Below are 24,429 nucleotides of genomic sequence, written 5' to 3'. Positions count from 1 at the left end.
GTACCCATCGTCCGCACGTCTAGTCGGTCGGACCTCCGATCGGATCCCCCCGTACATGACTTTGTTATGTACGATCGCTCACACGACGCGAAGGGATCACCGACATGACGCAGGACGCGACACCAGCCGACTGGCAGAAGACCGCATGCATTCTGTGCGAGTGCAATTGTGGCATCGAGGTACTGCTCGAGGGCCGGGCGCTGACCAAGATCCGAGGCGACAAGGACCATCCCAACTCACAGGGATACAGCTGCGAGAAGCCGCTACGTCTCGATCGCTATCAGAACGGCGCCCACCGGATCGACAGCCCGCTGCGCCGACGTCCCGACGGCACGTTCGAGGAGATCAGTTGGGACACAGCCCTCGACGAGATCGCCGCTCGACTGGCTGCCGTGCGGGACGAACACGGCGGTGAGCGAATCTTCTTCTACGGTGGCGGTGGTCAGGGCAACCACCTCGGTGGCGGATACGGCCGCGCGCTGTTCAACGGCGTGGGCGGCAAGTACATGTCGAACGCCCTCGGCCAGGAGAAGACCAGCGAAGCGTACGTCGACAAGCACCTGTACGGCGCCCACACGGCGGGCGACTTCGAGAACTCCGAAGTTGCCGTGTTCATCGGCAAGAACCCGTGGCAGTCGCACGGCATGGCCCGGGCCCGACCCACCTTGAAGGAATTGGCGCGCGACCCCGACCGGGCGATCATCGTGATCGATCCCCGGAAGAGCGAGACCGCAGCGATGGCGGACCATCACCTGCAGATAAAGCCCGGGACCGACGTCTGGTGTCTCGGCGCCCTAGACGCCACCCTCGTACAGGAAAACCTGATCGCGTCGGAGTGGCTGAACACCCATGCGGTCGGGGTCGACGAAGTTCTGCAGCTGTTCCGCGACATCGACATCACCGACTACGCCCGACGATGCGGCGTGCCCGAGGACGACATTCGTGCAGCCGCCCGCCGCATCGCGCGAGCGAAGAGTGTCGCCACGTACGAGGATCTGGGTATCCAGCAGTCCCCCAACAGCACCGTATGCTCTTATCTGCAGAAGATGCTCTGGGTGTTGACCGGCAACTTCGCCAAGCCCGGCGGCATGCACATCCACTCGTGGATCTTTCCGCTCGCAGGGCCGTGGTTCCCCATCGAACGGGACGAGCCGGTGCGGTTCTCCGGGGCGCGACGCGCTGTCGGACTCCGGTCGATGCGTCACGGCGCTGCCGCGATGCGCGCGGTCTTCTCCCGCCTCGACGGACATGCGACCTCCGGGAAGGTGGCCGAGAACGTTGCCCGATCCGCGTTGCACTTCTTCTTCCCGTCGGTGTCGGTGGCAGCGGCCGATCCGATAGCACGACTCGCCGGCAACGTGGACCGTGATGCCGGAGTGACCCCGGTGACCGGCGCGCGCATCATGGCCGGCTTGATCCCGGCCAACTCCATCGCGGACGAGATTCTGACCGATCACCCGGATCGGTTTCGTGCGATGTTCATCGAATCGTCGAATCCCTTGCATTCGTTGGCCGATTCGGAGCGCTTCCGGCAGGCGATGCGCAGCCTCGACCTCACCGTCGTCATCGATGTCGCCCTGACCGAGACCGCCAGGGCTGCGGACTACGTGCTGCCAGCAGCCAGTCAGTTCGAGAAGTACGAGGCGTCACTGTTCACTTTGCACTTCCCGCACAACACCTTTCAGATGCGTCACCCCTTGATGCCGCCGATGCCGGGCACCCGATCGGAGCCGGAGATCTACGCCGCTCTGATGGACAGGCTCGACCTCGTGGATCCGGGCATCATCGCGTCGTTGACGGCGTCCGCGCGGGTGGGTCGATCCGCCTACAGCCTCGCGCTGTTCTCGACGATCGAGCAGAAGCCCGAACTCGCCGGAATCGTGCCGTACCTCGTCTACCGCACATTGGGCGCAACATTCGCTCCGGGAGACGAGGCACAATCACTCGTCTGGAGTTTTGCCCATCTCGCAGCCATTGCACAGCCCGACGCGGTACGGCGGGCTGGGTTCACCCACGACGGTGAAGGACAGGGCGAAAAGCTGTTCGAAGCGATCCGTGATCGCCGCGAGGGCGTGATCTTCACCGAGGATCGCTACTCCGACGCCTGGTCCTACATTCGCCACGAGGACAAGAAGATCCACGTCGCGATCCCGGAGCTCATGGACGAGCTACGCCTGCTCGACGCCGAGGAACCGTGCTACACCAGCGAGGAGTTTCCGTTCATCCTGTCGGCGGGTGAGCGACGGGCATTCACTGCGAACGTCATCATTCGCGACCCCGAGTGGCGTCGACGCGACAAAGATGGGGCGCTGCGAATGAGCCCGCAGGACGCCGCTGATCTCGCTGTCGATACAGGTGATGTCGTGCGTCTGATCACCGAGACGGGCATCGCGACAACGACGGTGGAGATCAGCGACATGATGCAACCCGGACACGTGTCGTTGCCCAACGGCATGGGTGTCTCCTACCCGGGAGAGAACGGAGACACCGTGGTCGGGGTGCCGCTCAACACGCTGACCACGGTCACGCGACGTGACAAGTTCTTCGGAAATCCGTGGCACAAGAATGTCCCGGTACGCATCGAACTCGTGGACTCGAGCGTGACAGCCGACAGCTGAGAATACGCACCACGGCGAGATCAGCCCGGAGGATCGACAACCACCGAACTCGCCCGCGAGGGGGCGGGCGAGTTCGGTGTGCGAGTCGAACCTTGGAATCGAACCGACCCACAGGAGAAAGCATGCCGCTCTGGAACATCAGGACCGCGAAGAATGTGTACACCGCCGACGACAAGAAGGCGTTCGCCGACAGCATCACGTCGTTCTACCTGGACGCCGTCGGGTTGCCGAAGTTCTACACCAGCGTCGTCTTCCATGAATTCGATCCCGAGAACTTCTTCCTCGGGGGTGAACCGACAGACGATTTCGTCCTGATCGAGGTGGTTCATGTCGCCCGCAACATGGACGAGCTGTCCGAGAAGCTCGGCGCGACGATGACCGAGGACGACCTGTATTCGTTGATGCGAGAGAGCTTCGCCGGGATCGTCCGACCGTTCGTCGACGATCGTGGGCTGCGCTGGGAGACAGCGGTTGTGGAAGGGCTCTTCAAGAGCTGGATGATCGACGGCATGACACCACCGCCGCCCTTCTCGGACGCGGAGAAGACGTGGGCGCGGCAGAACAAGCCGTCGCCGTATGACACAGAGTCGGCCTGACTCTCGGACCGGACATCGACGGCGACGTCGTCGGCATCCTGCGTGCGCTGCTGCGCCGCGATGGATGCCGACGACGTCGTCACTCGTCGGTCGGTCGTCCCGCCACTGCCGTTCCGCGATAGTCGGCTCGGACGCCGTCGAGTCCGCGTTCCAGCGAACTCTCCAACAGTCGGAAACCGCCCTCTTCGGCGATACGGCGCACTCCCGGGAGCCTCGTCACCGAACTCACTGCTCGTAGCGCGCCCGCCCCCAGTCGCACCACCGCCTCCGCCGTGGGCCGTGGCTCGAGGCCCAACGCGTCCCGAGCATCGCCACCGGGGAACGTGGCTATCATCGACGGTTGCAGAACCTGCCGCGCCACCGCGTGGTTCAGCCATGTCGACTTCCCGAAAGCGGCCATCGATGCTGTGCCCTCGACAACGTCGCGCATCAAGGTCTTCGTCTTGTCACTCTCACTGAACAGGGTGTCGTGGATTCGCATCTGGATCGCCATCTCCTCGGCGTGGTCTCGCCCGAGCAGTTGATTGTTCGCACCCTCGATGCGCGACACCCAGCGCCACATCAGCGCGAAGCCGTCGCGTTCGTCGGGGGTCACCTTTCCCCCGAAATACTCCATGATGTTGACCCGGTACTGCCCGAAGATGTACGTCGCACCGGCAGTGGCCATCTGGCTGATCGGCGTTCCCGATTCATATCGGGGCCACCTCGCGCTGCGATGGATTCCTAGCCGGATCATGGTGTGCATGAACCTGATTCGTATCCACATGATCCACCGATCGCCACCCGGCAACATCCCGTCCACGTCGAGTGCTCCGACGAAACCGGTTGCCGTCTCCCAGAAACGGCGTCGGAAATCGCCTCCGCCGGCCAGGCGACCGGTCGACGACATCACCTCCGCGGTGGCCGGATCCAGGTAGGTCATGGGCAAGGCCCCGTGGATCCCGAACAACATGCCCAGCGGATTGCGGCGTCCCATCCGCGCACCCACCCTGAGGGAATCGACATCGAGCCAGCTCGGAATGGCCTCGACGTCGGCGAAGAAGGCGGTGGCCTCCGAATTGCCCCCTCGTTCGAGTTCTCTGGCGTTCGCGTAGATGTCGCCACCCATCAGTTTGCGTTCGCGCATCACGTGGATCAGCGCCTCGCACAGCGGGTCACCCACGTGATTCCACGACCTGTAGTCGATGTCCCCGGGTGCGAGATACGATTCCGCGCCCGGGATACTCGCCAACGCGATCAGCGCGTCGACGCTCGGACCGTGCGGGGCGAACTCACTGCGTGTTTCGCTGAACATGTGGCGCCTTCCGTCGAGGAACGACCGAGCACTCCGAGCACGCGCCTCGACCCGAGCGAGGTGCATGACCGGTGATCGAGGCGTGGTGCACGAGCCGTCGCGAGGTACAGAACCTCGTTATAGATAGTTCTATCACGTCCGCTCGAGGTCGGCACAGAGGCGACGTCGACGATGCCGGAACGCGGGTGCAGGCCCACGACACGACGGGGTCGTGGGTCCGGCGTCAGACCGGTGATGCCACGAGCAGCCGGACCGTCCCGATCGGTCCGTCGTCCTGCAGCCGACGCTTCGCGCGCTGGTACGCCACGCGCAGTCGCACGCTCGTCGTCAGGTCCCCGAAGACGTCGGGTTGGGCCAGGAACGCACCGGGGCTGTCGTGGTCGGCCCGCGCCAGTGCGCGGAGCTGATCCGCCGCCCGGTCGGGCAGCGCCACTCCTCCTTCGATGCATGCGCACCACGCCGCGAGCATCAGGGCCGCGTGATCGATCGACCGGTCGTCGCGCAGTCTGTCCCGCACGACGGGCAGGACGAACTTCGGGATGCGCGACGTCGCGTCGACCACCTGACGCGCCACCGTGTCCTGCACGGCCGGGCTGCCGAAGCGTGCGAGCAGATCGTCGATGTACGTGTCGAGGTCCACGCCGGGAACGAGTCCCACGGTGGGCGCCGCCTCGTGGCGCATGTAGGAGGCCACGAAGGCCCCGAGGTCGGGGTCGGCCATCACCTCGTGCACGAACGTCTTCCCGGCCAGCACACCGAGGTACCCGAGCATCTGATGGGAGGCGTTGAGGAGTCGGAGCTTCATCCGCTCGAACGGCGCGACGTCCGTGACCACCTGGACGCCCACGTCCTCGAACGGTGGCCGCCCGTCGGAGAAGTCGTCCTCGAGGGCCCACTGCGCGAACGATTCGGACCGCACCGGCCAGGCGTCGTCGATGCCCGTCCGGCGGCGCACCGAGTCGATCACGGCCGGCGACGTCGCAGGGGTGATCCGGTCCACCATCGAGTTCGGGAATGCGACGGAGTCGTCGATCCAGTCGGCGAGCGCGCCGTCGTGGTGACGGGCGAACGACACCAGCGCGGCACGGGCCACGGCACCGTTTCCGACGATGTTGTCGCACGACATGACGGTGAACGGCGCGGTGCCCTCGTCGCGGCGACGGCGGAGTGCCACCGTGAGGAACCCGAGGACGCTGACCGGCGCGTCGAGAGACATGAGGTCGTGGCGCGTGGCGTCGTCCCGGGGATCGAAGGCACCGGTCGCGTCGTCGATGCCGTAGCCCGACTCGGTGATGGTGAGCGAGACGATGTGCGTGGTGGGTGCCGCGAGCGTCGCGACGACGAGATCCGGGTCGTCCGGCGCGTAGAGGTAGCGGGCGATGGACCCCACGATGCGGGTGTCCTCCGCGCCGTCCGGATGCACCGTGCTGAGGGTGTAGAGCTGGTCCTGGGCAGCGGCGGTGTCACGCGCCGCCGCGTCGGCGGGCATGACACCGACACCGCAGATCGCCCAGCCGAGGTGCCCCGCGGCGAGCAACCGGTCGACGTACATCGCCTCGTGCGCTCGATGGAAGGCGCCGACACCGATGTGGACGATGCCGCACACCAGGGTCGAGCCGTCCACTCGATGACGCGGAACCGTCACGCCCGCAGGCGGTGCGGTGAGGGCGTCCTGGATCGAGATGGTCACGGCAGCGGTGCCTTTCGAGTGGTACGACGTGGAACGCGGTGGCGCTCCCGTTCACCGGGATCGAGCCGGTGAGACAGAAGAGCGCCACCGCAGCTGGGGACGGCCGGTCAGCAGGCCGACTTGTACACGTACTGCGCGCCGTCGCCGTCGATCGTGTCCGCGGTGATGACGTGGAATCCGGTGGAGATGTCCTTCTCGGTGGGCTCGTCCTCGAGCGAGGCGACGGCCTGCTCGACGCCGTCGGTGCCGATGGTGGCCGGCTGCTGGGCGATGAGCGCCTGGACCGTTCCCTCGCGGAGCTGCTTCACCTGGGCGGGGCCGGCGTCGAAGCCGACGATCTTGACCTGCTCCTGCTTCCCGGTCTGGCGGACGCCGGTCGCGGTGCCCTCCGCGGCGAAGGTGTTGGTGGCGAAGACACCGACGATGTCGGGATCCTTGGCGATGGCGGCGGAGATCAGACGAGCGGCCTCGGCCGGATCGTTGTGGCTGTACTGCACTCCGAGGTACTGGAAGGCCGAGTTGCCCGCGGCCGCGTCCTCGAATCCCTTGACGCGGGCGTCGGTGGTGGAGACGCCGGGGTCGGTGGAGATGACGATGACCTTGCCGCCGTTCGGGTTCAACCCCTCGATCGCGTTGAACGCCTCGGCGCCGCCGCCCTCGTTGTCCGACGAGATGGCCGACACGGCCTTCGACGGATCCTCGAGCGTCGTGTCGACGAGGACGACCTTGATTCCGGCCTGCGCGGCGGCGTCGAGCGGTGCCTGCATCGCGGACACGTCGGTGGGGGCGATGAGAATCGCGGCGGGACGAGAGGCGACGACCGAATCGACGATCGGCTTCTGCAGGGTCGGGTCGAACTTGGCGGGACCCTGGACGTCGACCGTGTAACCGGCGGCCTGAGCGGCGTCCTGGATGCCGCACTGCATGCTGATGTAGAACTCGTCGCCGCTGACGCCCTGGATGAACGCGAGCTTCTTCTCACCGCCGCCCGAGTCGGACGAACAGCCGGCGAGCACGAAGGTGGAGAGTGACGCGGCTGCCAGCGCAGCGGCGGCGACGGTCCGGGATGTACGCATGGGTGAGTGATCTTTCCGGTAGGCCGAGCGTGGTGAGTGGAGTGTGCGATGAGGCCGAGCGACGGTGGTACGTCAGGGGTTTCGAGCCCACAGTCGTTTCAGTGAAGACGTCGACGCCCCGCGGGTGGCGGCGGCTCGGCGGCGTTGATCGAAGTACACGGCGGCGATGAGCACGGCACCGACGGCGACCTGCTGCCAGAAGGGCTGCACACCGACGATGACGAAGCCGTTCTGGAGCACGGCGGGAATGAAGAGTCCGATGACGGTGCCGAACATGGTGCCCACACCGCCGAAGAGGCTGGTGCCGCCGATGACGACCGCGGCGATGACGTTGAGGTTGGTCTGCGACTGGCCGGCGATGGCCGTGGTGCCGTACTGCGAGAGCGACAGGATGCCCGCGAGACCGGCGAGCGTGCCGGACAGCGCGTAGACCTTGATCAGGTGCAGGTCGACCTTGATGCCGACGCGCCGGGCGGACTGCTCCTTGGACCCGACAGCGAAGGTGTGCAGGCCGAACCTTGTGCGGTGCAGCACGATACCGAACACGATGACGAACACCAGGGCGATGAAGGAGATGAGCGGGATGGTGGTCGCGGGCACGTTGCCGTAGCCGATCGTGTCGACCAGCACCGGCGGCACGTCGCGGATGTCGACACCACCGGTGATGACCTGGGCGAGACCCAGTGCGCCGCCGAGCGTACCCAGCGTCGCGATCAACGGAGGCACCTTCGCGATACCGATGAGGAACCCGTTGAGCAGCCCCCACGCCAGCCCGCAGGCGACGGCCACGAGGATACCGATGACGGCCACACTCCAGCCCTCGCCGCCGACGGCCCGCATCACCTTCGCGGCGACGACGCCGGAGAAGACGAGGACAGAGCCGATGGATAGATCGATACCGCTGGTGACGATGACGAACGTCATCCCGATGCCGAGGACGGCGAGGATCGAGACGTTCTGGATGATCTGCCGGATGTTGCCCCACTCGGGGAAACTGTTCGGCGCGAGAATCGAGAACAGGATGCTGATCGCCAGCAGCACGATGACGATCTGGAACACCTGGACACGGGCGAGGCCGGCGAGGCTGCTCCGCAGATCGAACGAGCTGCCGTTCGACGACGGTTCGGGGGCCGAGGATCCCGCTGATTTCGGCAAGGTCTGATTGCTCATCTCGCGGCTCCCACCGTCGCGCCGGTCATCGCGCCGACGAGTGCTTCCATGGTCGTGTTCTTGGCATCGAGCGTCGCGACGCGCTTGCCCAGGCGCAGTACCTGGACGCGGTCGGCGACCTCCATGACGTGCGGCATCGAGTGGCTGATGAACACCACGGCGACGCCCTTGTCGGCCACTCGACGAATGGTGTCGAGCACGTTGCGGGTCTGGACCACGCCGAGTGCGGCGGTGGGTTCGTCGAGGAACACCACACCCTTGGCCCAGGCCACGGCGCGGGCGATGGCGATGGCCTGCTGCTGGCCACCGGACATGGCTCCGACCGGATCGGTGAGGCTGCGGACGGTGGCCCCCAGTTCGTCGAGCGCCGCACGCGACTGCGTGCGCATCTCGGCCGTGTTCAGGAAGCCGAGCTTGCCCAGCAGGCCCGCCGCGGGAATCTCGCGCCCCAGGAACATGTTCTGGGCCGCGTTGAGGTGCGGAGCGAGCGCCAGGTCCTGGAACACCGTCTCGATGCCCAGATCTGCTGCTGCGGTGGGGTTGTCCAGGTCGACGGTCACGCCGTCGTAGAGGATCTCGCCGGAGTCCAGCGCCAGGCTGCCGGACAGCGCCTTGACCATCGTCGACTTACCGGCGCCGTTGTCGCCGATGAGTGCGACCACCTCGCCCGCGTAGATGTCGAAATCGGCGTCGTCGAGCGCGCGCACGTTCCCGAAGCTGCGGGAGAGCCCGCGTGCCTCGAGGACGGGCGTGGCGCCGTCGGGGTGGTTGCTCATGAGAGCTCCTCGGATGAGTCGGTGTCGCGTGATGAGTCGGTGTCGTGAGCGGGTGCGAGAAGCGGGTCGTTCGGCACCTCGATGATCAGGTCGGCGCGGCGGGCCGCCGCGGCCACGATCTCCGCGTTGCGGAGGTCGACGTCGCGGGTCCACTGCTCGGCGTCCGCACGCGACTTGCCGTGGTGTCGGTGTCGGGCCACGAGTCGTTCCGCGCGCACCGTCGTCGGAACGTCGAGGTACCAGACCTCGTCGAGTTCCGAGCGCACCGCGCCCCACCCGCCGTCGTCGAGCAGGAGGTAATTGCCCTCGGTGATCACCATCGCGGTGTCGCGCTGCACGGGGACGGCGCCGGCGATCGCGGCCTCGATCGACCGCTCGAACCGCGGTGCGTAGATCGTCTCCGCCGTCTGGTTCCGCAGGCGGCGCAGGAGCGCGACGTATCCGTCGACGTCGAAGGTGTCGGGCGCACCCTTGCGTCCACGGCGCCCGAGCCGGATCAGCTCCTCGTCGGCGAGGTGGAACGCGTCCATCCCCACCAGCGTGGAGTCGGTACCGAGTTCCGCCTGAAGCAGTGCGCAGAAGGTCGACTTGCCCGCGCCCGGTGCACCGGTGACACCCAGCAGCCGGCGACCGCCGGATCCGTCGCGCAGCACGGACGCCAGGTGGCTCACCATCTCGGTGAGATCGGCCGGCGCGTAGCGCCGACGGTCCTCGCGGCCGTCCGGCGTGCCGGCGTCGTTCGAAGCTGCGTACATGTCCGTCCCTCGTCGAATTGCGGAACTCGATCGACCCGACCTTCGTGAGGGCGGGTCGTCGTGCGGCCCGAGCCGCATCGCGATGCGGATCAGTGTGACCCACGCAACTCGCCGTGTCACGCGTTTCGCGAAAATTCATGTCACCGGTGACATGGGCACCGTTCGGTCGAGCTTCCCCGATTCGTGGAGGACACCCCCGAGGGAAGGATCAATGCAGTTCAGCGATGTTTCTCGGCAATCGGGCGCAGAATTGCACACGGTGACGTACGGTCCGTGTCATCGATGTCATGGACCACCGCAACGGAGGTCATGACATCGATGACATCGCATCACCGCCACACCCACGACTCCCCAGAAGGCAGAACCGACATGTCGCAGAGTTCCCCGTCGAAGTTCAGCGGCCGCACGATCCTCGTCACCGGGGCCAGCGGCGGTATCGGCGCCGCCACAGTGCGGCGCCTCGTCGCCGACGGCGCCGACGTCATCGCGTCCGGACGGAACGAGGCCGCGCTCGCTGCTCTGCAGGAGGAGACCGGCGCACGTCCGCTGCCGTTCGACCTCACGTCGGAGGACAGCATCCGTGAGGCCCTGTCGGGCCTCGAGCTCTACGGCGTGGTCAACTGCGGCGGCTTCGGCGGCGAGATCGCCACCCCCCAGGACACCGACATCGACATCTTCGACAAGGTCATCTCCATCAACGCGCGCGGCAGCCTCCTCGTCATCAAGTACGCGGCTCCCGCGATGATCGCCGCCGGAGCCGGGGCCATCGTCAACGTCTCGAGCCAGGCATCGCTCGCAGCGCTCCCCGGACACATCTCGTACGGATCCTCGAAAGCGGCTCTGGACAACATCACTCGCGTCGCGGCACTGGAACTCGGGAAGCACGGCATCCGGGTCAACAGCGTCAATCCCACCGTCGTCATGACGGAGATGTCCGCCTTCTACTGGGGGCGCCCGGAGATCGAGGGCCCGTTCCTGTCGCAGATGCCGCTCGGTCGGTGGGCCACCGAGGCCGAGATCGCGGCCCCCATCGCGTTCCTGCTCAGCGACGACGCCTCGATGATCACCGGGGTGTCTCTTCCGGTCGACGGCGGGTACACCAGCCGCTGACCCGTCATACTGTCCCGGCACGTACGAGAAGGTGGCCCGATGACCACGATGCAGGATGTCGCGACACTGGCCAACGTCAGCGCGAAGACGGTGTCCCGTGTCTACAACGACGATCCGCACGTCGATCCCGAGACTCGCGCTCGGGTCAACGCGGCGCTCGAATCGTTGAACTACGTTCCCAACACCATCGCGACGTCGTTCCGCGCCGGCCACACCGGTGCCATCGGGGTCGCCGTCCCGGACATCGACGATCCCTTCTTCGCGTCGATCGCGCGTGCGGTGGAGAACCGAGCCCGGCTGCACGACATGGCCGTCATCATGACCAGCCTCGGTCACGACGCGTCCCTCGAGAGCTCACTGGTGGAATCGCTCCTGCGCAGACAACTCAGCGGCCTGGTGATCGCGCCCATCGGTACCGACCACGCCTATCTCAAGCGGTGGGCCGAGCGCACCCCCACCGTGTTCGTGGACCGCGCGCCCTCCGGGCTCACCGCCGACACGTTCGTCGACGACGATCACGGCGGTGCCTGGACGGCCACCACCCATCTTCTCGATCGGGGCCACCGGCGCATCGCTCTGGTCGGCGACGACATCTCCATCAGCACCGCGTTCAACCGCCTCTCCGGGTATCGAGACGCGCTGGAGAGCAACGGGATCGAGTACGACGACACGTTGGTCGTCACCGGAGTCCTCGGCCGCGATCAGGCACGGGAGGCGATGCGCACACTGCTCGACTCCTCCGCGCCGCCCACGGCGCTGTTCCTGTCCAACGCCCGCACCGCGATGGCGTGCGTGCCCGAACTGCAGAAGCGCGGAGCGACGCGCCCCGCGTACGTCGGCTTCGGCGACTTCCCGCTGGCCGACGCTCTGTGCCCGCCCGTCACCGTGATCGACCAGAACCCAGCCGAACTCGGGCTCCAAGCGATCGATCGCATTCTCGGACGCATCGAGAACCCGCGCCGGCGTTACCGCCGCCGCAACGTGCTCGGAGTCGAGCTGATCGAGAGGGAATCGTGCACGCTCCCCGACGGCGCCGCGTCACCGCAGTGACACGGTGACGCCTCCCTCGGCGAGGGTGACCGTCAGCTGATCCAGGGTGTCGACCTGCAGGTCCGCGTCCAGGTCGGCTCGGTCGTGCGTGCCTCCCACACCGATCACCGTGCAGCCCGCGGCCCGTGCCGATCGCACTCCGGCGGGCGCGTCCTCGACGACCAGGCAGCGGCTCGGATCGATCCCGAGCGTGCGCGCCGCGAGGAGATAGGGCTCCGGGTCCGGCTTGCCGTGTGCCACGTCCGCAGAGGTCACCATCGCGGTGGGTGCGGCCAGACCCGCCGCTGCGAGACGGGCGTGCGCCACGGGCGGTGCACCCGACGTCACGATCGCCACCCGCGAGGCGGGCAGTGCCGAGAACAACTCCAGCGCACCGGGAGTGGGGACCACGTCGGCCACGTCGCGGGTCTCCAGATCACCGAGCCGCAGCGCCGCTGCCGGCCCCTCCACGTCGCCGAGAAGCAGCGCCATCGACTCCGCCGCCGTCATTCCGTGCGCGATGTCCGCGACCGCGAATCCGTACTCGTCGCCGACCTGGGCCCAGCACCGCGCGACGGCCGCCGTGGAGTCGACGAGAGTGCCGTCGAGGTCGAACAGCATCGCGTCGAACGTCCGCCCGACGACACCCCCCCGGTCCGCGGGCGGGGACACCAGTCCCAGCGCCCGGCGGACACGGAACAGTTGCTGCGCGGTGGTCAGAGACGCGTCGACGCGCAGATGCGGGACCGTGGGGCTCGAGTGCGGCGTGTCGGCGCGGTGGCGATCCCGGTCCAGACCGCGGTCCGCGCGGCGCCGGGCGAGCAACGCCTCGCTGCCGTCGACATGGACGACGACCACCGGCGCAGGGGCCACGGACTCGAGAAGAGCCGCCCACTCGTCACCACCCTGCAGTTCGCGGGTGAACGGCGCGACCATCACGGACCGCACGCCCACCGACGTCAGTTCTTCTGCGACGGAACGCATCACGGCATATCGACCGGCACGGATCAGGGGCGCCGCGTCGCCGGAGTCGTTCCAGTGTCCACTGCCCAGCAGCGGACTCAGCACGTCGAGCAGCGGCGCCGTCAGGGTGTCGAGGTCGAGCAACGGCGCTGCGAGATCACGGGCGACCGCTGCTCCGAGGGTCGACTTGCCACTGCCGGCGACCCCGGCGATCACCACGTGCGGGCCGCTTTTCCACGCAATCTCTTGACAGGAGGTGTGCACGATGACGATCATAGAAGACAACGTTGTCTCGCAGCAATGCCGGACCGTCACCCACCCTCGATCGAGAGTTCTCCCGTGACCCACCGCGCCAGCATCAAGGACGTCGCCGCACTGGCAGGCGTCAGCTTCAAGACTGTCTCGCGCGTGGTCAACGGTGTCGACACGGTGCTCCCCGAGCTGCGCGAGCGCGTCGAAGCGGCGGTGGCGGAACTGAACTACGTTCCCAACTCCGCCGCACGATCACTGAAGTCCGGATCCGGCACCACCATCGGCATCGTGGTCGACTCCATCGACGACATCTTCTTCGCCTCCCTGGTACGCGCGATCGAGGAGCGTGCGCTCGATCGCGGCATGGGAGTCATGGTCGGCAGCACCGGGTTCGATCCCGAGCGCGAACTGTCGCAACTCACCCGCCTCGCCGGTCAACACGTGCGCGGCATCGTGCTCGCCCCCGTCGGCGATCACTCGTCGTTCCTCACCCCGCGCCGCCACACCCTGCCGGTGGTGACCGTCGACCGCTCGATCCCGGGTTTCGACTCCGTCACCGTCGACGACTACTCGGCGGCTCGACGCGCCGTCCGGGTGCTGGTCGACGCGGGGCACCGGCGGATCGCCCTCGTCGGTCACGATGCGCGACTGCAGACGGCGCAACGTCGACGCGACGCGTACGTCGACGTCCTCACCGAGCACGGTCTCAGCGCCCCGGGCGACGGCATTCCCGAAGTGGCGCCGTCACCGGACGCGGTGCGCCCGGTGGTGCTCGACCTGCTCGCCCTCCCTGAACCCCCCACGGCGCTGTTCGTCTCCAACGCCCGCCACGCCAGTGCCGTCGTGTCGGTCCTGCACGAGATCCACCGCACGGACGTGGCCATGGTGTCGTTCGGCAGCTTCGCTCTCGCCGACGCCGTCGATCCGCCCGTCACCTGCATCGACCAGAACCCGTACGAGATCGGAGCCGCGGCGTTCGACCGTCTGCTGCTGCGCTTCGACGATCCCACCCTCGACGCCGTGGCCGGCCTCGCCGACACGACTCTCGTCGAGCGCAGCTCGCATCTCGCTCCCCCGAATCGACAGTCCCCCAGCGCTGGAAAGCGGTACCGCCCGTGAGCATGTCCCTCGTCGCCGGTCTCGACCTCGGCAGCACCGGAATCAAGATCCTCGTCAGCGACTCCTCGGGTTCCGAGGTCCTGATCGAGCAACTCGCCACTCCCTGGACGCACGGGGCCGGCGGTACCACCGACATGGCGGCGGACGATCTCCTCGACACCGTGCGTCACCTGGTGGAGATCGTCGCGCGCCGACTGCCGGACGTCACCGGTGATCCGAACGCCCGGCTCGATGCCGTCGCCGTCTCGGGCATGGGCGAGACGGGCTTCCTCGTCGACGCAGGGCTGGAGGTCGTGGCGCCGTCGTTCGCGTGGTTCGACCCGCGCGGCGGGGAGCAGGTCGCCGCCCTGCCCGGGCCGCTGCGGGCCGCGTTCGCAGCGACCACGGGAATCCCTCTCGGGGTGCAGGTCTCGGTCGCGAAGATCCTGCATCTGCAGTCCGGCGGACTGGACCTCACCGGACTCCGATGGCTGGATCTGCCCGCGTTCGTCGTCGCCGCTCTCGGCGGACGGGCTGTCAGCGAGTACTCGCTGGCGTCGCGAACGGGGCTGCTCGACCAGGACACCGGCGCCCCCTGGCGGGACATGCTGGCGCACCTCGGTGTCGACGACACCTTCCTCCCGCCGCTCGTCGCTGCCGGCACCGCACTCGGATTCGCCTCGGCGCCATGGCTTCCCGAGCTCGTACGCGGGGCCGCCCTCACGGTCGCGGGCCACGACCACCTCGTGTCCGCGGTGTCCGGCGGCGACATCGCCGACGACACCTACCTCGTCTCGATGGGTACCGCGGAGGTGTTGTTGCGCGTCCTGGACACGCCACCGTCCGCGGCCAGTCGCGCGCGACTGGCCGAGCACCTGATCAACTCGGTCCGCCACGTCGTGCCCGGCAAGTACGTGCTGGTGGCCGGTGTGAAGTCGGGACTGCTCATGCGCCGCGCGCTGCAGTTGTGCGACATCACCGATCGCGCCGGGCGGGACGGGCTGGACCAGCGCGTGCAGGCACTACCGTCCGCGGGATCCGTCGCCGAGGGTGGTGTCACCGTCTCCGGTGCACGCAACGACGACGGTGTGCTCGCACTGACCATCCGGACCGACGGGGTGGACGCCGCCGAACTCTTCCGCGCCGTGCTGCTCCACGGGAACGACGAGGTGGCCCTGCTGGTCGCCGCGCTCGACCGTGAGGTCCCGCCCGCACGGCGCAGCATCCTCACCGGTGGCTGGGCGAGCATGGCCTGCGTCCGCGACGCCCGCGCCGCCGTCCTGCCCGACATCACCACCTCCGGCCGAACACAGGACACCGCCTACGGCGCAGCCCTGTTCGCCTCCAGACTGCTCGACTCGAGCGACCGAACCCCACCTTGCACCACCGACAGGAGCTCCGACATGAACGACCTCACCACACTGGAACGACGCGGCATGGCCGCCATCTCCACTGCGAACGGCAACATGCTGATCGTGGCCGGCGACCAGCGCAACGGCATGAAGGCCGTCATGAACGACGCCCCGGACGGTCCGGACTCCATCTCGAAGGATCAACTCGCCGATGCCAAGGGCGATCTCGTGAAGTACCTCGGCAACCACGCTCCCGCCATCCTGCTCGACCCGGAGGTGGCGCTCCCCCGCGTCGTCGACGAAGGCACGTTGTCGCGGGACACCGCGCTCGTGGTCGGGATGGACGCCTCGGGATTCGAGACCGTGGACGGCCTGAAGTTCACCCGCTTCGTCGACGGCGTCACCCCGCGCGTGGTGCGCGATCTGGGCGGCGATGTCGCGAAGATGTTGTGGTACATGCGCCCCGACCGTCAGACGGCGGACTCGCGGGTCGGCCAGGAGATCGCCGAACTGGTGAAGGCGTGCTCGGCCGAGGGTCTGCTGCTGATCGTCGAGATCCTCACGTACCGGCTCGAGGGCGAATCGGCCGTCGACTACGCGGAGCGCTTCCCGTCCCTCGTGGCCGAGTCCGCCCGCATCTCCGTCGAGTGCGGTGCCAAGGTGCTCAAGCTGCAGTACCCCGGATCGGCCGAAGCCTGTGCCGCCGTGACCGCCGCCGCGAACGGCGTGCCGTGGGCCGTCCTGTCCGCCGGTGTGGATCACGAGACGTTCATCGAGCAGGTGCGCACCGCCGTGGCGAACGGCGCCAGCGGCGCGATGGCGGGTCGCTCCCTCTGGAAGGACAGCATGGCCGTCTCGGCCGACACCCGCGAGCAGCTGCTGACGGACCGCGCGCTGCCGCGCCTGCGCGAGCTGGCCGAGGCCGTCGACAACCGCTGACCCACACGCGACACGCGATACCGGACCGTCGAGTCTGCCTATCATGACGGCATGACACGGTTCCGGTTCGCGGTCGCGTTCATCGCGGCGACAGCAGTGCTCGGTCTCGCCGGTTGCTCCGACAGCTCCGGTGACACACAGTTCGACGGGCTCACGGTCGGCCAACGCGTGTACGACCGCACCGGGGACTCGCTGGGTCCGGCCGACGTCGAGGCGCTGGAGCAACGACTCGACGCGCTGCGCGCCGAGACCGGGGCCGACGTCGTCGCGTACGTCCGCGAGCTGGACGCCGACTCGGACGACACCCTCGATCAGGTGGAGGCACTCCAGCAGGCGTGGGTGTCGACGGCGGACGTCGATCAGGACGTCGCCGGCGCCATCCTGATCAACCGCGAGCCCGGTACCGACGACGAGGCCCGCGCCGGGATCTTCCTCGGATCCACCTTCGACGACGGCAATGTTCCCCGCGACGAGCAGGAAGCGATCATCGAGGACGCCCTGGTGCCGCCGCTGCGCGACGGTGACGTCGCGGGCAGTCTGACGAACGGCATCGACCGGCTGGAGTCCTCCATCCTGGTCGGGCCACCGGTGACGGCGCTCGACGAGTTCGCCGCCGGGCCGGGGTCGACGTGGCTCCCGTGGACCGGTCTCGCCGTCGTGCTGGTCGGCTCCGCGGGCGCGGCGCAGATCTACCGTCGCCGTTCGCGGCCCACGGTGTCGGCGCAGCCTCCGACGACCTACCGACCCGATCACACCACCGATCCCGCGATCGTCACGGCTCTGGTCCATCGGAGCGCGCAGGCGAGTGCGGTGCCGGCCACGCTGCTGGCACTCGCGGCGGCCGACGCAGTGGCTCTCGAGTCCGAGCCGGGTTCCGGGTCGAAGAAACGTGGCAAGGACACGCTCCGAGTCCGACTGCTCGACCGCGGCAAGGTACGCGGCGACGTGCAGGACGCCGTCTGGACCATGCTGTCCGAGAAGGCCGAGGGCGACGTGGTGGACAGCGCCGCGCTCACGAAGCTCGCGCAGGGTCACGGCGCGACGAAGGCCGTCGTCGACGCGCACCTCGAGGCGAACGGGTGGGTGCGCCACGGCACGGCCGGACCACGCTGGGGTCTGGTCGGACTGGCACTTCTCGGCGGTGCAGTCATGGTGGGCGCAGGCGTGGTCGCTGCTTCCGGGGCCCCGATCATGCTGGTCGCCGCGATTCCCGGCGGGATCCTGCTGATCGCCGGCCTCGTCATGACGGTCGCCTACTCGCGATTCTCGGCTGCCGGTCTCGACGCCGCTCGTCCCTGGGAGGCCTACCGTGACGGGTTGAAGCAGTCGGGAAAGGACGACGACTCCTCGCTCGATCTGGACGACGCACTGCCCGACATCGTCGCGCTGGGGCTCGGCTCCACGTTCACGAAGCGCCTCGAGGCGGCCACGGACGCGGACGGCGGAACGACGCTGCGTGCCTTCGCCTCACCGTCCGGATCACTGCACGCCTCGGACCCGGCACTGCTGAACTGGGTCGTCTTCTCCTCGGTGTTCACCTCGACCAACAGCAGCGCCGGCACGGTGTCCGGGGCCGGCGCGGGTGGCGGTGGCGGCGCTGCGGGGAGCACCTGAGACCATTCCGGGTGTGACCGACACTCCGTCATCACGTCCCGCGTATCGCAACGGCGCGGGCAGCAGCGCGCTGGTCGCGGGCATCGTCGCGCTGGTCTGCGCGTTCGTGCCCTTCGTGGGAGACATCGTCGCGGTGCCCACCGGCATCCTCGCGGTGGTGTGCGGATGGGTCGGTATCGGCCGGGACGAGGACGGCACGGCCACCAACGGCCGCGAGGCGATGATCGGAGCCGCGCTGGGCGGCGCCGCACTGTTCGTCGTCTTCGTGTCCTTCGCCGCCACCACCCTCTGAGCCGACGGAGTGCCGCCGTAACGGCGCGGAAACCGAGAAGACCGACGAACGACACGGGCAGGGCCGACACTGTGTCCCATGGTGTCGTTGTCGAGGTTCACTCGCGGTCGGGCGGGCACGCATCCGGTCGACCACATTCCCCCGCTGTCGGTGCTGGCTCCAGTCGGCCTGCAGCACGTGCTCGCGATGTACGCGGGCGCGGTCGCCGTCCCTCTCATCGTCGGCAGCGCGCTGGTCGCTGCGGGGGAACTGCAGTCGAGCGACCTGCCGTACCTCATCACGGCCGACCTGTTCGTCGCCGGGATCGCGACACTGATCCAGGCGGTCGGGTTCTGGCGCTTCGGGGTACGACTACCGCTGATGCAGGGCTGCACCTTCGCCGCGGTGACACCGATGATCGCCATCGGCTCGCAGTACGGCGTCACCGCCATCTACGGTTCCGTGATCGCGTCCGGCGTGTTCATGATGGCGCTGGCGCCGGTGTTCGCGAAGCTGCTCCACCTGTTCCCGCCTCTGGTCACGGGCACGGTCATCCTGATCATCGGCCTGTCGCTGATGCCGGTGGCGGCCGGATGGTTCGGCGGCGGAACGGGATCCGAGGACTTCGGTGATCCGAAGTACATCGGGATGGGCGCACTCACGTTGCTGATCATCCTGCTGATCGAACGGTTTGCTCCCCCGGCCGCCAAGCGACTGAGCATCCTGCTCGGACTCGTCGCCGGCACCGTCATCGCGATCCCGCTGGGCATGACCGACTTCAGTGGTGTGCGGGAACAGGACTGGGTCGGCGTGACCACGCCGTTCCACTTCGGATTCCCGACGTTCGAGGTCAGCGCGATCATCACCATGTGCATCGTCGCGCTGGTCATCATGACCGAGACCACGGGCGACATCATCGCTGTCGGCGAGATCGTCGACAAGAAGGTTCCGCCTCGCCGTCTGGCCGACGGTCTGCGCGCCGACGGCCTGTCGACGATGCTCGGTGGCATCTTCAACACGTTCCCGTACACGGCGTTCGCGCAGAACGTGGGGCTGGTGGCGATCACGGGCGTCAAGACCCGCCATGTGGCCACGTTCGCCGGCGGCATCCTCATCCTGCTGGGGTTGCTGCCGAAACTCGGTGCCGTGGTGGAGGGTGTGCCGCTTCCCGTGCTCGGTGGCGCGGGCATCGCACTGTTCGGCATGGTGGCCGCGAGTGGCGTCCGCACGCTCGCGCAGGTGTCGTTCAACAACACGAACATCCTGGTGGTCGCCGTCGCGGTGGGCGTCGGACTGTTGCCCACGGTGTCGCCGGACCTCTACGACCGGTTCCCCGACTGGTTCCAGACCATCTTCCACTCCGGCATCAGCGCGGGTGCGCTGTGCGCGGTGGTCCTGAACATGCTGCTGAATTCGGAGTCGTTGCGCGACAAGCTGTCCACCGACACAGATCCGCCGGCCCACGACGCTGTGCGTGGACCGGCGCTCTGATCGACCCGTCGGTCAGGAGGACGCTGCGCGGAGCTTCTCGAGCAGTGGCCCGGCGGCCTCGGCAAGGAAGCGCTCCTGGGTCTCGTCGCCGACCTGCACGAGTGCGATGTCGGTGAAACCGGCCTCCCAGTAGGGCGCCACCTTCTCGACGATCGCATCGAGATCCGGTCCGCAGGGGATGGTTCCGGCCACGTCCTCCGGCCGGACGAACTGTGTCGCACCCGCGAAGCCGGCCGTCGTCGGCAGGTCCGCGTTCACGGCCCACCCACCTGCGAACCAGCGGAACTGGTCGTGCGCGAGCTCGGTGGCCGCCTTCTCGTCCGGACCCCAGCAGATGGGGATCTGACCGATCTTCTTCGACTCCCGGTTCAGGCCCGTGCCGATGTGCCTGGCCTTGTCCCAGCCCTCGACCAGCTCGGACTTCGGCTCCGTCGAGATCATGTGGTCGCCGAGCGGCGCGAACCGCTCGATCGACTTCGACCCCGAGACCGCGATGCCGATCTCGAGCGGGTGTTCGGGGGTGTCCCACAGGCGCGCCGAGTCGACGCGGTAGTGCTCGCCCTGCCACGTGATCAGTTCACCCGACTGAAGTTGCCGGATGATCTTGACCGCTTCCTCGAACATGTCCTGACGCTTGTCCACCGAGGGCCAACCCTCGCCGACGACGTGCTCGTTCAGGTTCTCGCCGCTTCCCAGGCCCAGCGTGAAACGGCCGTCGGCGAGGATCTGCAGCGTTGCCGCCTTCTGCGCGACGATCGCCGGGTGGTACCTGATGATGGGGCAGGTCACGTACGTGTAGAGGCCGACTCGGGACGTCGCCTGCGCCACCGCGCCGAGCATCGTCCAGGCGTAGGACGCGTGTCCCTGCGACGACAACCAGGGTGAGTAGTGATCGCTGGACACCTCGAAGTCGAACCCGACGTCCTCCGCCTTCACGGCGTAGTCGACGAGCTGCTTCGGTCCGCTCTGCTCGGTCATGAGGGTGTAGCCGAAACGTGTCATGGGCGTGGGTCCTCTCTAGATGGTCGCGACGGAACCGGAGTCGACGCGGTAGTTCGAGCCGTTGACGAAGCTGGCGCGCTCCGAGCACAGGAACGTGATCACCGACGCCACCTCCTCCGGGGTACCCCGTCGGCCGAGTTCCATGAACGGCCGGTCCTCCTTCAGGAAGCTCTCGATGGCCTCGTCGCGGTCGGTGCCACGCTCGTCGGCTCGCTTGTCCATCATCGCGTCCGTCATCGGGGTGTGGATGAAGGCAGGAGACACCGCGTTCACCAGGACACCCTCGGACGCATACGTCTTCGACAGTCCCTTGACCAGCGAGAGGATGCCGGCCTTGGCCGCACAGTAGGGCAGCTCGTCGATGTAGGGCTGCTCCGCGTCCTCGGACGCGAGCAACACGATGCGCCCCCATCCGCCCGCGCGGAGTTCGGGAAGGAAGGCGCGCACGACGCGCACCGGCCCGAGAAGGTCGACCTCGATCGTCGTCGACCACCCGTCGTCGTCGATCTCGTGGAACATGCCCTGTGCGCCGGTGATGCCGGCGCTCTGCACCAGGATGTCCACGGTGCCGAGCGCCTCGACCGCCTTCGCGTGCATCGCCTCGACGTCGGCGGGCTTCGTCACGTCCGCGGCGAACGCCGTGACGGCACCCTCCGGTCCGGTGAGCTCGGCAGCGCCGGCGGCCAGCTTGTCCTGGTCCTTGTCCGTGACGAAGACCCGGACACCCTCGTCGAGCAGCATCTGCGCCGTGCACCACCCGATTCCCGAGTCCGCGCCGGTGACGACAGCAGTTCTGCCAGTGATTCCGAGGTCCATGTGGTCCTACTTTCCTGTGTCGGAGGTCGTGTGGTCGTGGCCGCTGGCGAGAGTGAGCGCAGCGTTGATGAGAGCGAGATGGGAGAGCCCCTGCGGGAAGTTGCCCAGAAAGGTCGACGGCTCGTCCTCGGCCGACCGGTCGGGATCGATCATCTCGGCGAAGAGGCCGACGTCGTTGCCGCTGGTGACCAGTCGATCCATGAGTGCGCTGGCCTCGTCGTCGCGGCCGAGCTTGGCGAGGGCGCCGACGACCCAGAACGAGCAGGCGACGAACGTACCCTCGACCATCTGCATGCCGGAGTAGCGATAGAGGTGGTCGCCGGAACCGAGTTCGTCGCGCAGAGCGTCGACGGTCCTCGACATCCGCTCGTCGTCGACGCACCGACTGCCCGCGTGCAGCAACACGGAGGCGTCGAGCTCATCCGTGCCCGGGTACCAGACGTAGGCGCCGCGGGACTCGGACCAGCAATTGTCGTCGATCCACTGGGCGATGTGGTCGCGCTCGGTCACCCACCTGTCCGCGATGCCGGGAATCATGCCCTGCTCGGAGAGGTGCACCGCACGGTCGAGCGCGTGCCAGCAGCCCATCTTGGAGGATGTGTAGTGCCGGATCGTGGGCAGCTCCCAGATTCCGGCGTCCTTACGGCGCCAGATGTCACACGTCGTGTCGGCGATCTCCGCGAGGAGTCGGCCCGTGGGCGCGTCGAGTACGTTGCCCGCGTCCACGTAGAGGGACACGATGTCGAACAGGTCACCGAAGATCCCCTGCTGCAACTGAGTTGCCGCCTCGTTTCCGTTGATCACCGGACCGACCCCGCGCCACCCCGGCACGTCGGGATATGTCGAGCCGCCCGGGATCTCACCGTTCAGGGTGTAGAACACCTGCGTGATCTGCTCGTTGCTGCGGATGATGCGCAGCAGCCACGCCACCGCGGCGTGGACCTCCTCGCGCAGACCGAAGCGGATCAGCGCCTTGATCGTGTACGCGGTGTCACGCACCCACGCGTAGCGGTAGTCCCAGTTCTTGGCACCGGCCCACCGCTCCGGCAGCGAGGTCGTCGCCGCCGCCGCGATGGCACCGGACGGGCTGTACAACAATAGCTTCAGTGCGAGGGCGCTGCGATGGACCTCGTCGTGCCAGGGGCCCTCGTACCGGAACTCCTCGGACCACATCTGCCAGTTCGCGATCGTACGATCGATGCCCGAGTCGACGTCCTCCGGCACCGGGAGATACAACGGTTCCACCTCGGTACCGACCACGGCCACGAGGGAGCGCGAACCGACCGCGGTGGTGAATCGACCACTGATGGAGCGAGATTCGAGCTCGATGTCGTCGGCATTGAGAGTACGCACGCCCAGAGTGACACCGTCGACGCGCAGCACCGTACCGTGCACCGTCTCGTACGACCACGGCGACGCCGTTCCCAGACACGTCCCCGGAGCGACGGACCACTCCATGTCGACACTGCCCTCGACGCCCTCGACGCGCCGTGCGAGCTCGGTCCACGGAAGGCGTCCCGCCACACCGGTGTTCAGTGAGTCCGTGACGTTCACGACGCCCGACTCGGTGGTGAACGTCGTGACCAGGACATTGGTGCCGTCGGCGTACCGACGCGTGGTCGTGAAGTCCTCCGCCGGGCGCATCGAGATGTGGCCGCCGGACTCGGCGTCGAGCAGTGCCGCGAACACCGGCGCGGTGTCGAGATTGGGAACGGGAAACCAGTCGATGCGCCCGTCGTCCGCGATGAGCGCGACGGTGCGGCCGTCGCCGATCGCCGCGTAGTTCTCGATCGGTGCGTAGCCGTTCTCTCTCATTCGAGGCGCGCGATCATCGAACTGTCGATGTGCGCCAACAGGTCTGCAGGATCGTCGTACACCGCGGTGGCGCCGGCCTCGGTCAACTCGGCACTCGAGACGCCGCCACTGCGCACTCCGATACACGGGACGCCCGCTGTGACGGATGCCTTCACGTCCCACACGGAATCCCCGACGAAGACGGCGCGCTCGGCACCGACGCCGGCACGGTCCAGCGCGATGTCGACGATGCGCGGCTCCGGCTTCGCCGTCTCGACGTCCTCCGACGACGTCAACTCCGAGACGATCTCCTCGACCCCGAGAAGTCCGCGAAGGATCGCGAGTTCGTTCTCCGGTGCCGAGGTGGCGAGCACGACCTGCAGCCCGCGGTCTGCTACCGCGCCGAGCAGGTCGAGCGCACCGGGCAGCGGCGACAGCAAGGAGGACATCTCCTCGTAGTACTGCGTGTGTAGTTCCTTCGCATGCGAGGCAGCGGCGTCGTCCGCGTCACCGGCCAGCGACGAGAGCAGCTTCGCGCCGTCCATGCCGATCGAGCGGTGAATCCGCCACGAGTCCACAGCGATACCGGCGTCGGAGAAGGCACGAGCCCAGGCGTGGACATGGGCGTAGTTCGAATCGACGAGCGTGCCGTCGATGTCGAACAGAACGGCGGGAGAAGTCACCCTCCTCGACTACCCGGGGGTGGGGGACGACAAACGGCGG

20 protein-coding genes are annotated in these 24,429 nt (G+C 67.7%); 9 read left to right on the top strand and 11 right to left on the bottom strand.

Features of this window, described 5'->3' with window-relative positions; translation table 11 throughout:
• The first annotated feature begins 104 nt into the window (after nt 1-104).
• Together BR07_RS0118375 and BR07_RS0118370 are read left to right on the top strand one after the other, a co-directional pair.
• Nucleotides 105-2,618 carry a molybdopterin-dependent oxidoreductase gene (locus BR07_RS0118375; RefSeq protein WP_027506676.1) on the top strand — a complete coding sequence of 838 codons (2,514 nt, stop codon included), beginning with the start codon at nt 105-107 and terminating at the stop codon, nt 2,616-2,618.
• 122 nt (nt 2,619-2,740) lie between these two features.
• Nucleotides 2,741-3,214, top strand: a complete 474-nt coding sequence (locus tag BR07_RS0118370; protein ID WP_027506675.1) for a tautomerase family protein — start codon at nt 2,741-2,743, stop codon at nt 3,212-3,214.
• A gap of 79 nt (nt 3,215-3,293) precedes the next feature.
• Here BR07_RS0118370 and BR07_RS25415 read toward each other — a convergent pair whose 3' ends face one another.
• The 6 genes from BR07_RS25415 to BR07_RS25405 form a co-directional block, all read right to left on the bottom strand.
• A complete protein-coding gene (locus BR07_RS25415; RefSeq protein ID WP_051613579.1) occupies nt 3,294-4,508 on the bottom strand; it encodes an oxygenase MpaB family protein in 1,215 nt (404 codons plus the stop codon).
• A gap of 223 nt (nt 4,509-4,731) precedes the next feature.
• On the bottom strand, nt 4,732-6,198 hold the full coding sequence (locus BR07_RS25410; RefSeq protein WP_051613561.1) for a mannitol dehydrogenase family protein: 1,467 nt from the start codon (nt 6,196-6,198) through the stop codon (nt 4,732-4,734).
• 107 nt (nt 6,199-6,305) lie between these two features.
• Entirely contained in the window at nt 6,306-7,274 is a 969-nt protein-coding gene (locus BR07_RS0118355; protein ID WP_027506674.1) for an ABC transporter substrate-binding protein, read from the bottom strand.
• A gap of 72 nt (nt 7,275-7,346) precedes the next feature.
• The gene (locus BR07_RS0118350) at nt 7,347-8,444 is read right to left on the bottom strand and encodes an ABC transporter permease (protein WP_027506673.1); all 1,098 of its coding nucleotides are present in this window, start codon (nt 8,442-8,444) and stop codon (nt 7,347-7,349) included.
• The gene (locus BR07_RS0118345) at nt 8,441-9,220 is read right to left on the bottom strand and encodes an ATP-binding cassette domain-containing protein (protein WP_027506672.1); all 780 of its coding nucleotides are present in this window, start codon (nt 9,218-9,220) and stop codon (nt 8,441-8,443) included. The genes BR07_RS0118350 and BR07_RS0118345 overlap by 4 nt, the downstream gene beginning before the upstream one ends.
• Nucleotides 9,217-9,975, bottom strand: a complete 759-nt coding sequence (locus BR07_RS25405; protein ID WP_081821395.1) for a nucleoside/nucleotide kinase family protein — start codon at nt 9,973-9,975, stop codon at nt 9,217-9,219. The genes BR07_RS0118345 and BR07_RS25405 overlap by 4 nt, the downstream gene beginning before the upstream one ends.
• 369 nt (nt 9,976-10,344) lie before the next feature.
• Here BR07_RS25405 and BR07_RS0118335 point away from each other — a divergent pair, with 369 nt between their 5' ends.
• Nucleotides 10,345-11,085 (top strand): SDR family oxidoreductase, encoded by a 741-nt coding sequence (locus BR07_RS0118335; RefSeq protein ID WP_027506671.1) that lies wholly within the window; start codon nt 10,345-10,347, stop codon nt 11,083-11,085.
• Nucleotides 11,086-11,124: 39 nt separating this feature from the next.
• Nucleotides 11,125-12,135, top strand: coding sequence for a LacI family DNA-binding transcriptional regulator (locus BR07_RS0118330; protein WP_027506670.1), 1,011 nt, complete (start codon nt 11,125-11,127; stop codon nt 12,133-12,135).
• Here the strand turns inward: BR07_RS0118330 and BR07_RS26735 are convergent.
• Nucleotides 12,124-13,296, bottom strand: coding sequence for an HAD-IA family hydrolase (locus tag BR07_RS26735; RefSeq protein ID WP_197027829.1), 1,173 nt, complete (start codon nt 13,294-13,296; stop codon nt 12,124-12,126). The genes BR07_RS0118330 and BR07_RS26735 overlap by 12 nt on opposite strands.
• A 120-nt stretch (nt 13,297-13,416) precedes the next feature.
• On the opposite strand from BR07_RS26735, the gene BR07_RS25400 reads away from it, so the two are divergent.
• From BR07_RS25400 to BR07_RS25390, 5 genes are all read left to right on the top strand, one after another.
• Nucleotides 13,417-14,448 (top strand): LacI family DNA-binding transcriptional regulator, encoded by a 1,032-nt coding sequence (locus BR07_RS25400; RefSeq protein WP_051613560.1) that lies wholly within the window; start codon nt 13,417-13,419, stop codon nt 14,446-14,448.
• A 2-nt stretch (nt 14,449-14,450) separates the two neighbouring features.
• On the top strand, nt 14,451-16,718 hold the full coding sequence (locus BR07_RS27440; RefSeq protein WP_231476442.1) for an FGGY family carbohydrate kinase: 2,268 nt from the start codon (nt 14,451-14,453) through the stop codon (nt 16,716-16,718).
• 51 nt (nt 16,719-16,769) lie between these two features.
• Complete coding sequence (locus BR07_RS0118305; RefSeq protein ID WP_027506668.1) at nt 16,770-18,332, top strand: DUF2207 family protein; 1,563 nt, start codon at nt 16,770-16,772, stop codon at nt 18,330-18,332.
• Between the two features lie 13 nt (nt 18,333-18,345).
• On the top strand, nt 18,346-18,624 hold the full coding sequence (locus BR07_RS0118300; RefSeq protein WP_027506667.1) for a hypothetical protein: 279 nt from the start codon (nt 18,346-18,348) through the stop codon (nt 18,622-18,624).
• A 78-nt stretch (nt 18,625-18,702) separates the two neighbouring features.
• On the top strand, nt 18,703-20,094 hold the full coding sequence (locus tag BR07_RS25390; RefSeq protein WP_081821392.1) for a nucleobase:cation symporter-2 family protein: 1,392 nt from the start codon (nt 18,703-18,705) through the stop codon (nt 20,092-20,094).
• A gap of 12 nt (nt 20,095-20,106) precedes the next feature.
• Here BR07_RS25390 and BR07_RS0118290 read toward each other — a convergent pair whose 3' ends face one another.
• The 4 genes from BR07_RS0118290 to BR07_RS0118275 are packed head-to-tail and all read right to left on the bottom strand — an operon-like array spanning nt 20,107 to nt 24,389.
• A complete protein-coding gene (locus BR07_RS0118290) occupies nt 20,107-21,096 on the bottom strand; it encodes an LLM class F420-dependent oxidoreductase (protein WP_027506666.1) in 990 nt (329 codons plus the stop codon).
• A 15-nt stretch (nt 21,097-21,111) separates the two neighbouring features.
• Nucleotides 21,112-21,912: an SDR family NAD(P)-dependent oxidoreductase gene (locus BR07_RS0118285; protein WP_027506665.1), complete on the bottom strand. Its 801-nt coding sequence runs from the start codon at nt 21,910-21,912 to the stop codon at nt 21,112-21,114.
• Between the two features lie 6 nt (nt 21,913-21,918).
• Nucleotides 21,919-23,727: a glycoside hydrolase family 15 protein gene (locus tag BR07_RS0118280; protein WP_027506664.1), complete on the bottom strand. Its 1,809-nt coding sequence runs from the start codon at nt 23,725-23,727 to the stop codon at nt 21,919-21,921.
• Nucleotides 23,724-24,389, bottom strand: a complete 666-nt coding sequence (locus BR07_RS0118275; protein ID WP_027506663.1) for an HAD family hydrolase — start codon at nt 24,387-24,389, stop codon at nt 23,724-23,726. Before BR07_RS0118275 ends, BR07_RS0118280 begins: the two co-directional genes overlap by 4 nt.
• Nucleotides 24,390-24,429 lie beyond the last annotated feature (40 nt).

The organism is Rhodococcus sp. UNC23MFCrub1.1, assembly GCF_000686025.1.
Classification (GTDB): domain Bacteria; phylum Actinomycetota; class Actinomycetes; order Mycobacteriales; family Mycobacteriaceae; genus Rhodococcoides.
The sequence above is the reverse complement of the archived record's forward strand: the minus strand, read 5'-3'. Positions and strand labels throughout refer to the sequence as shown.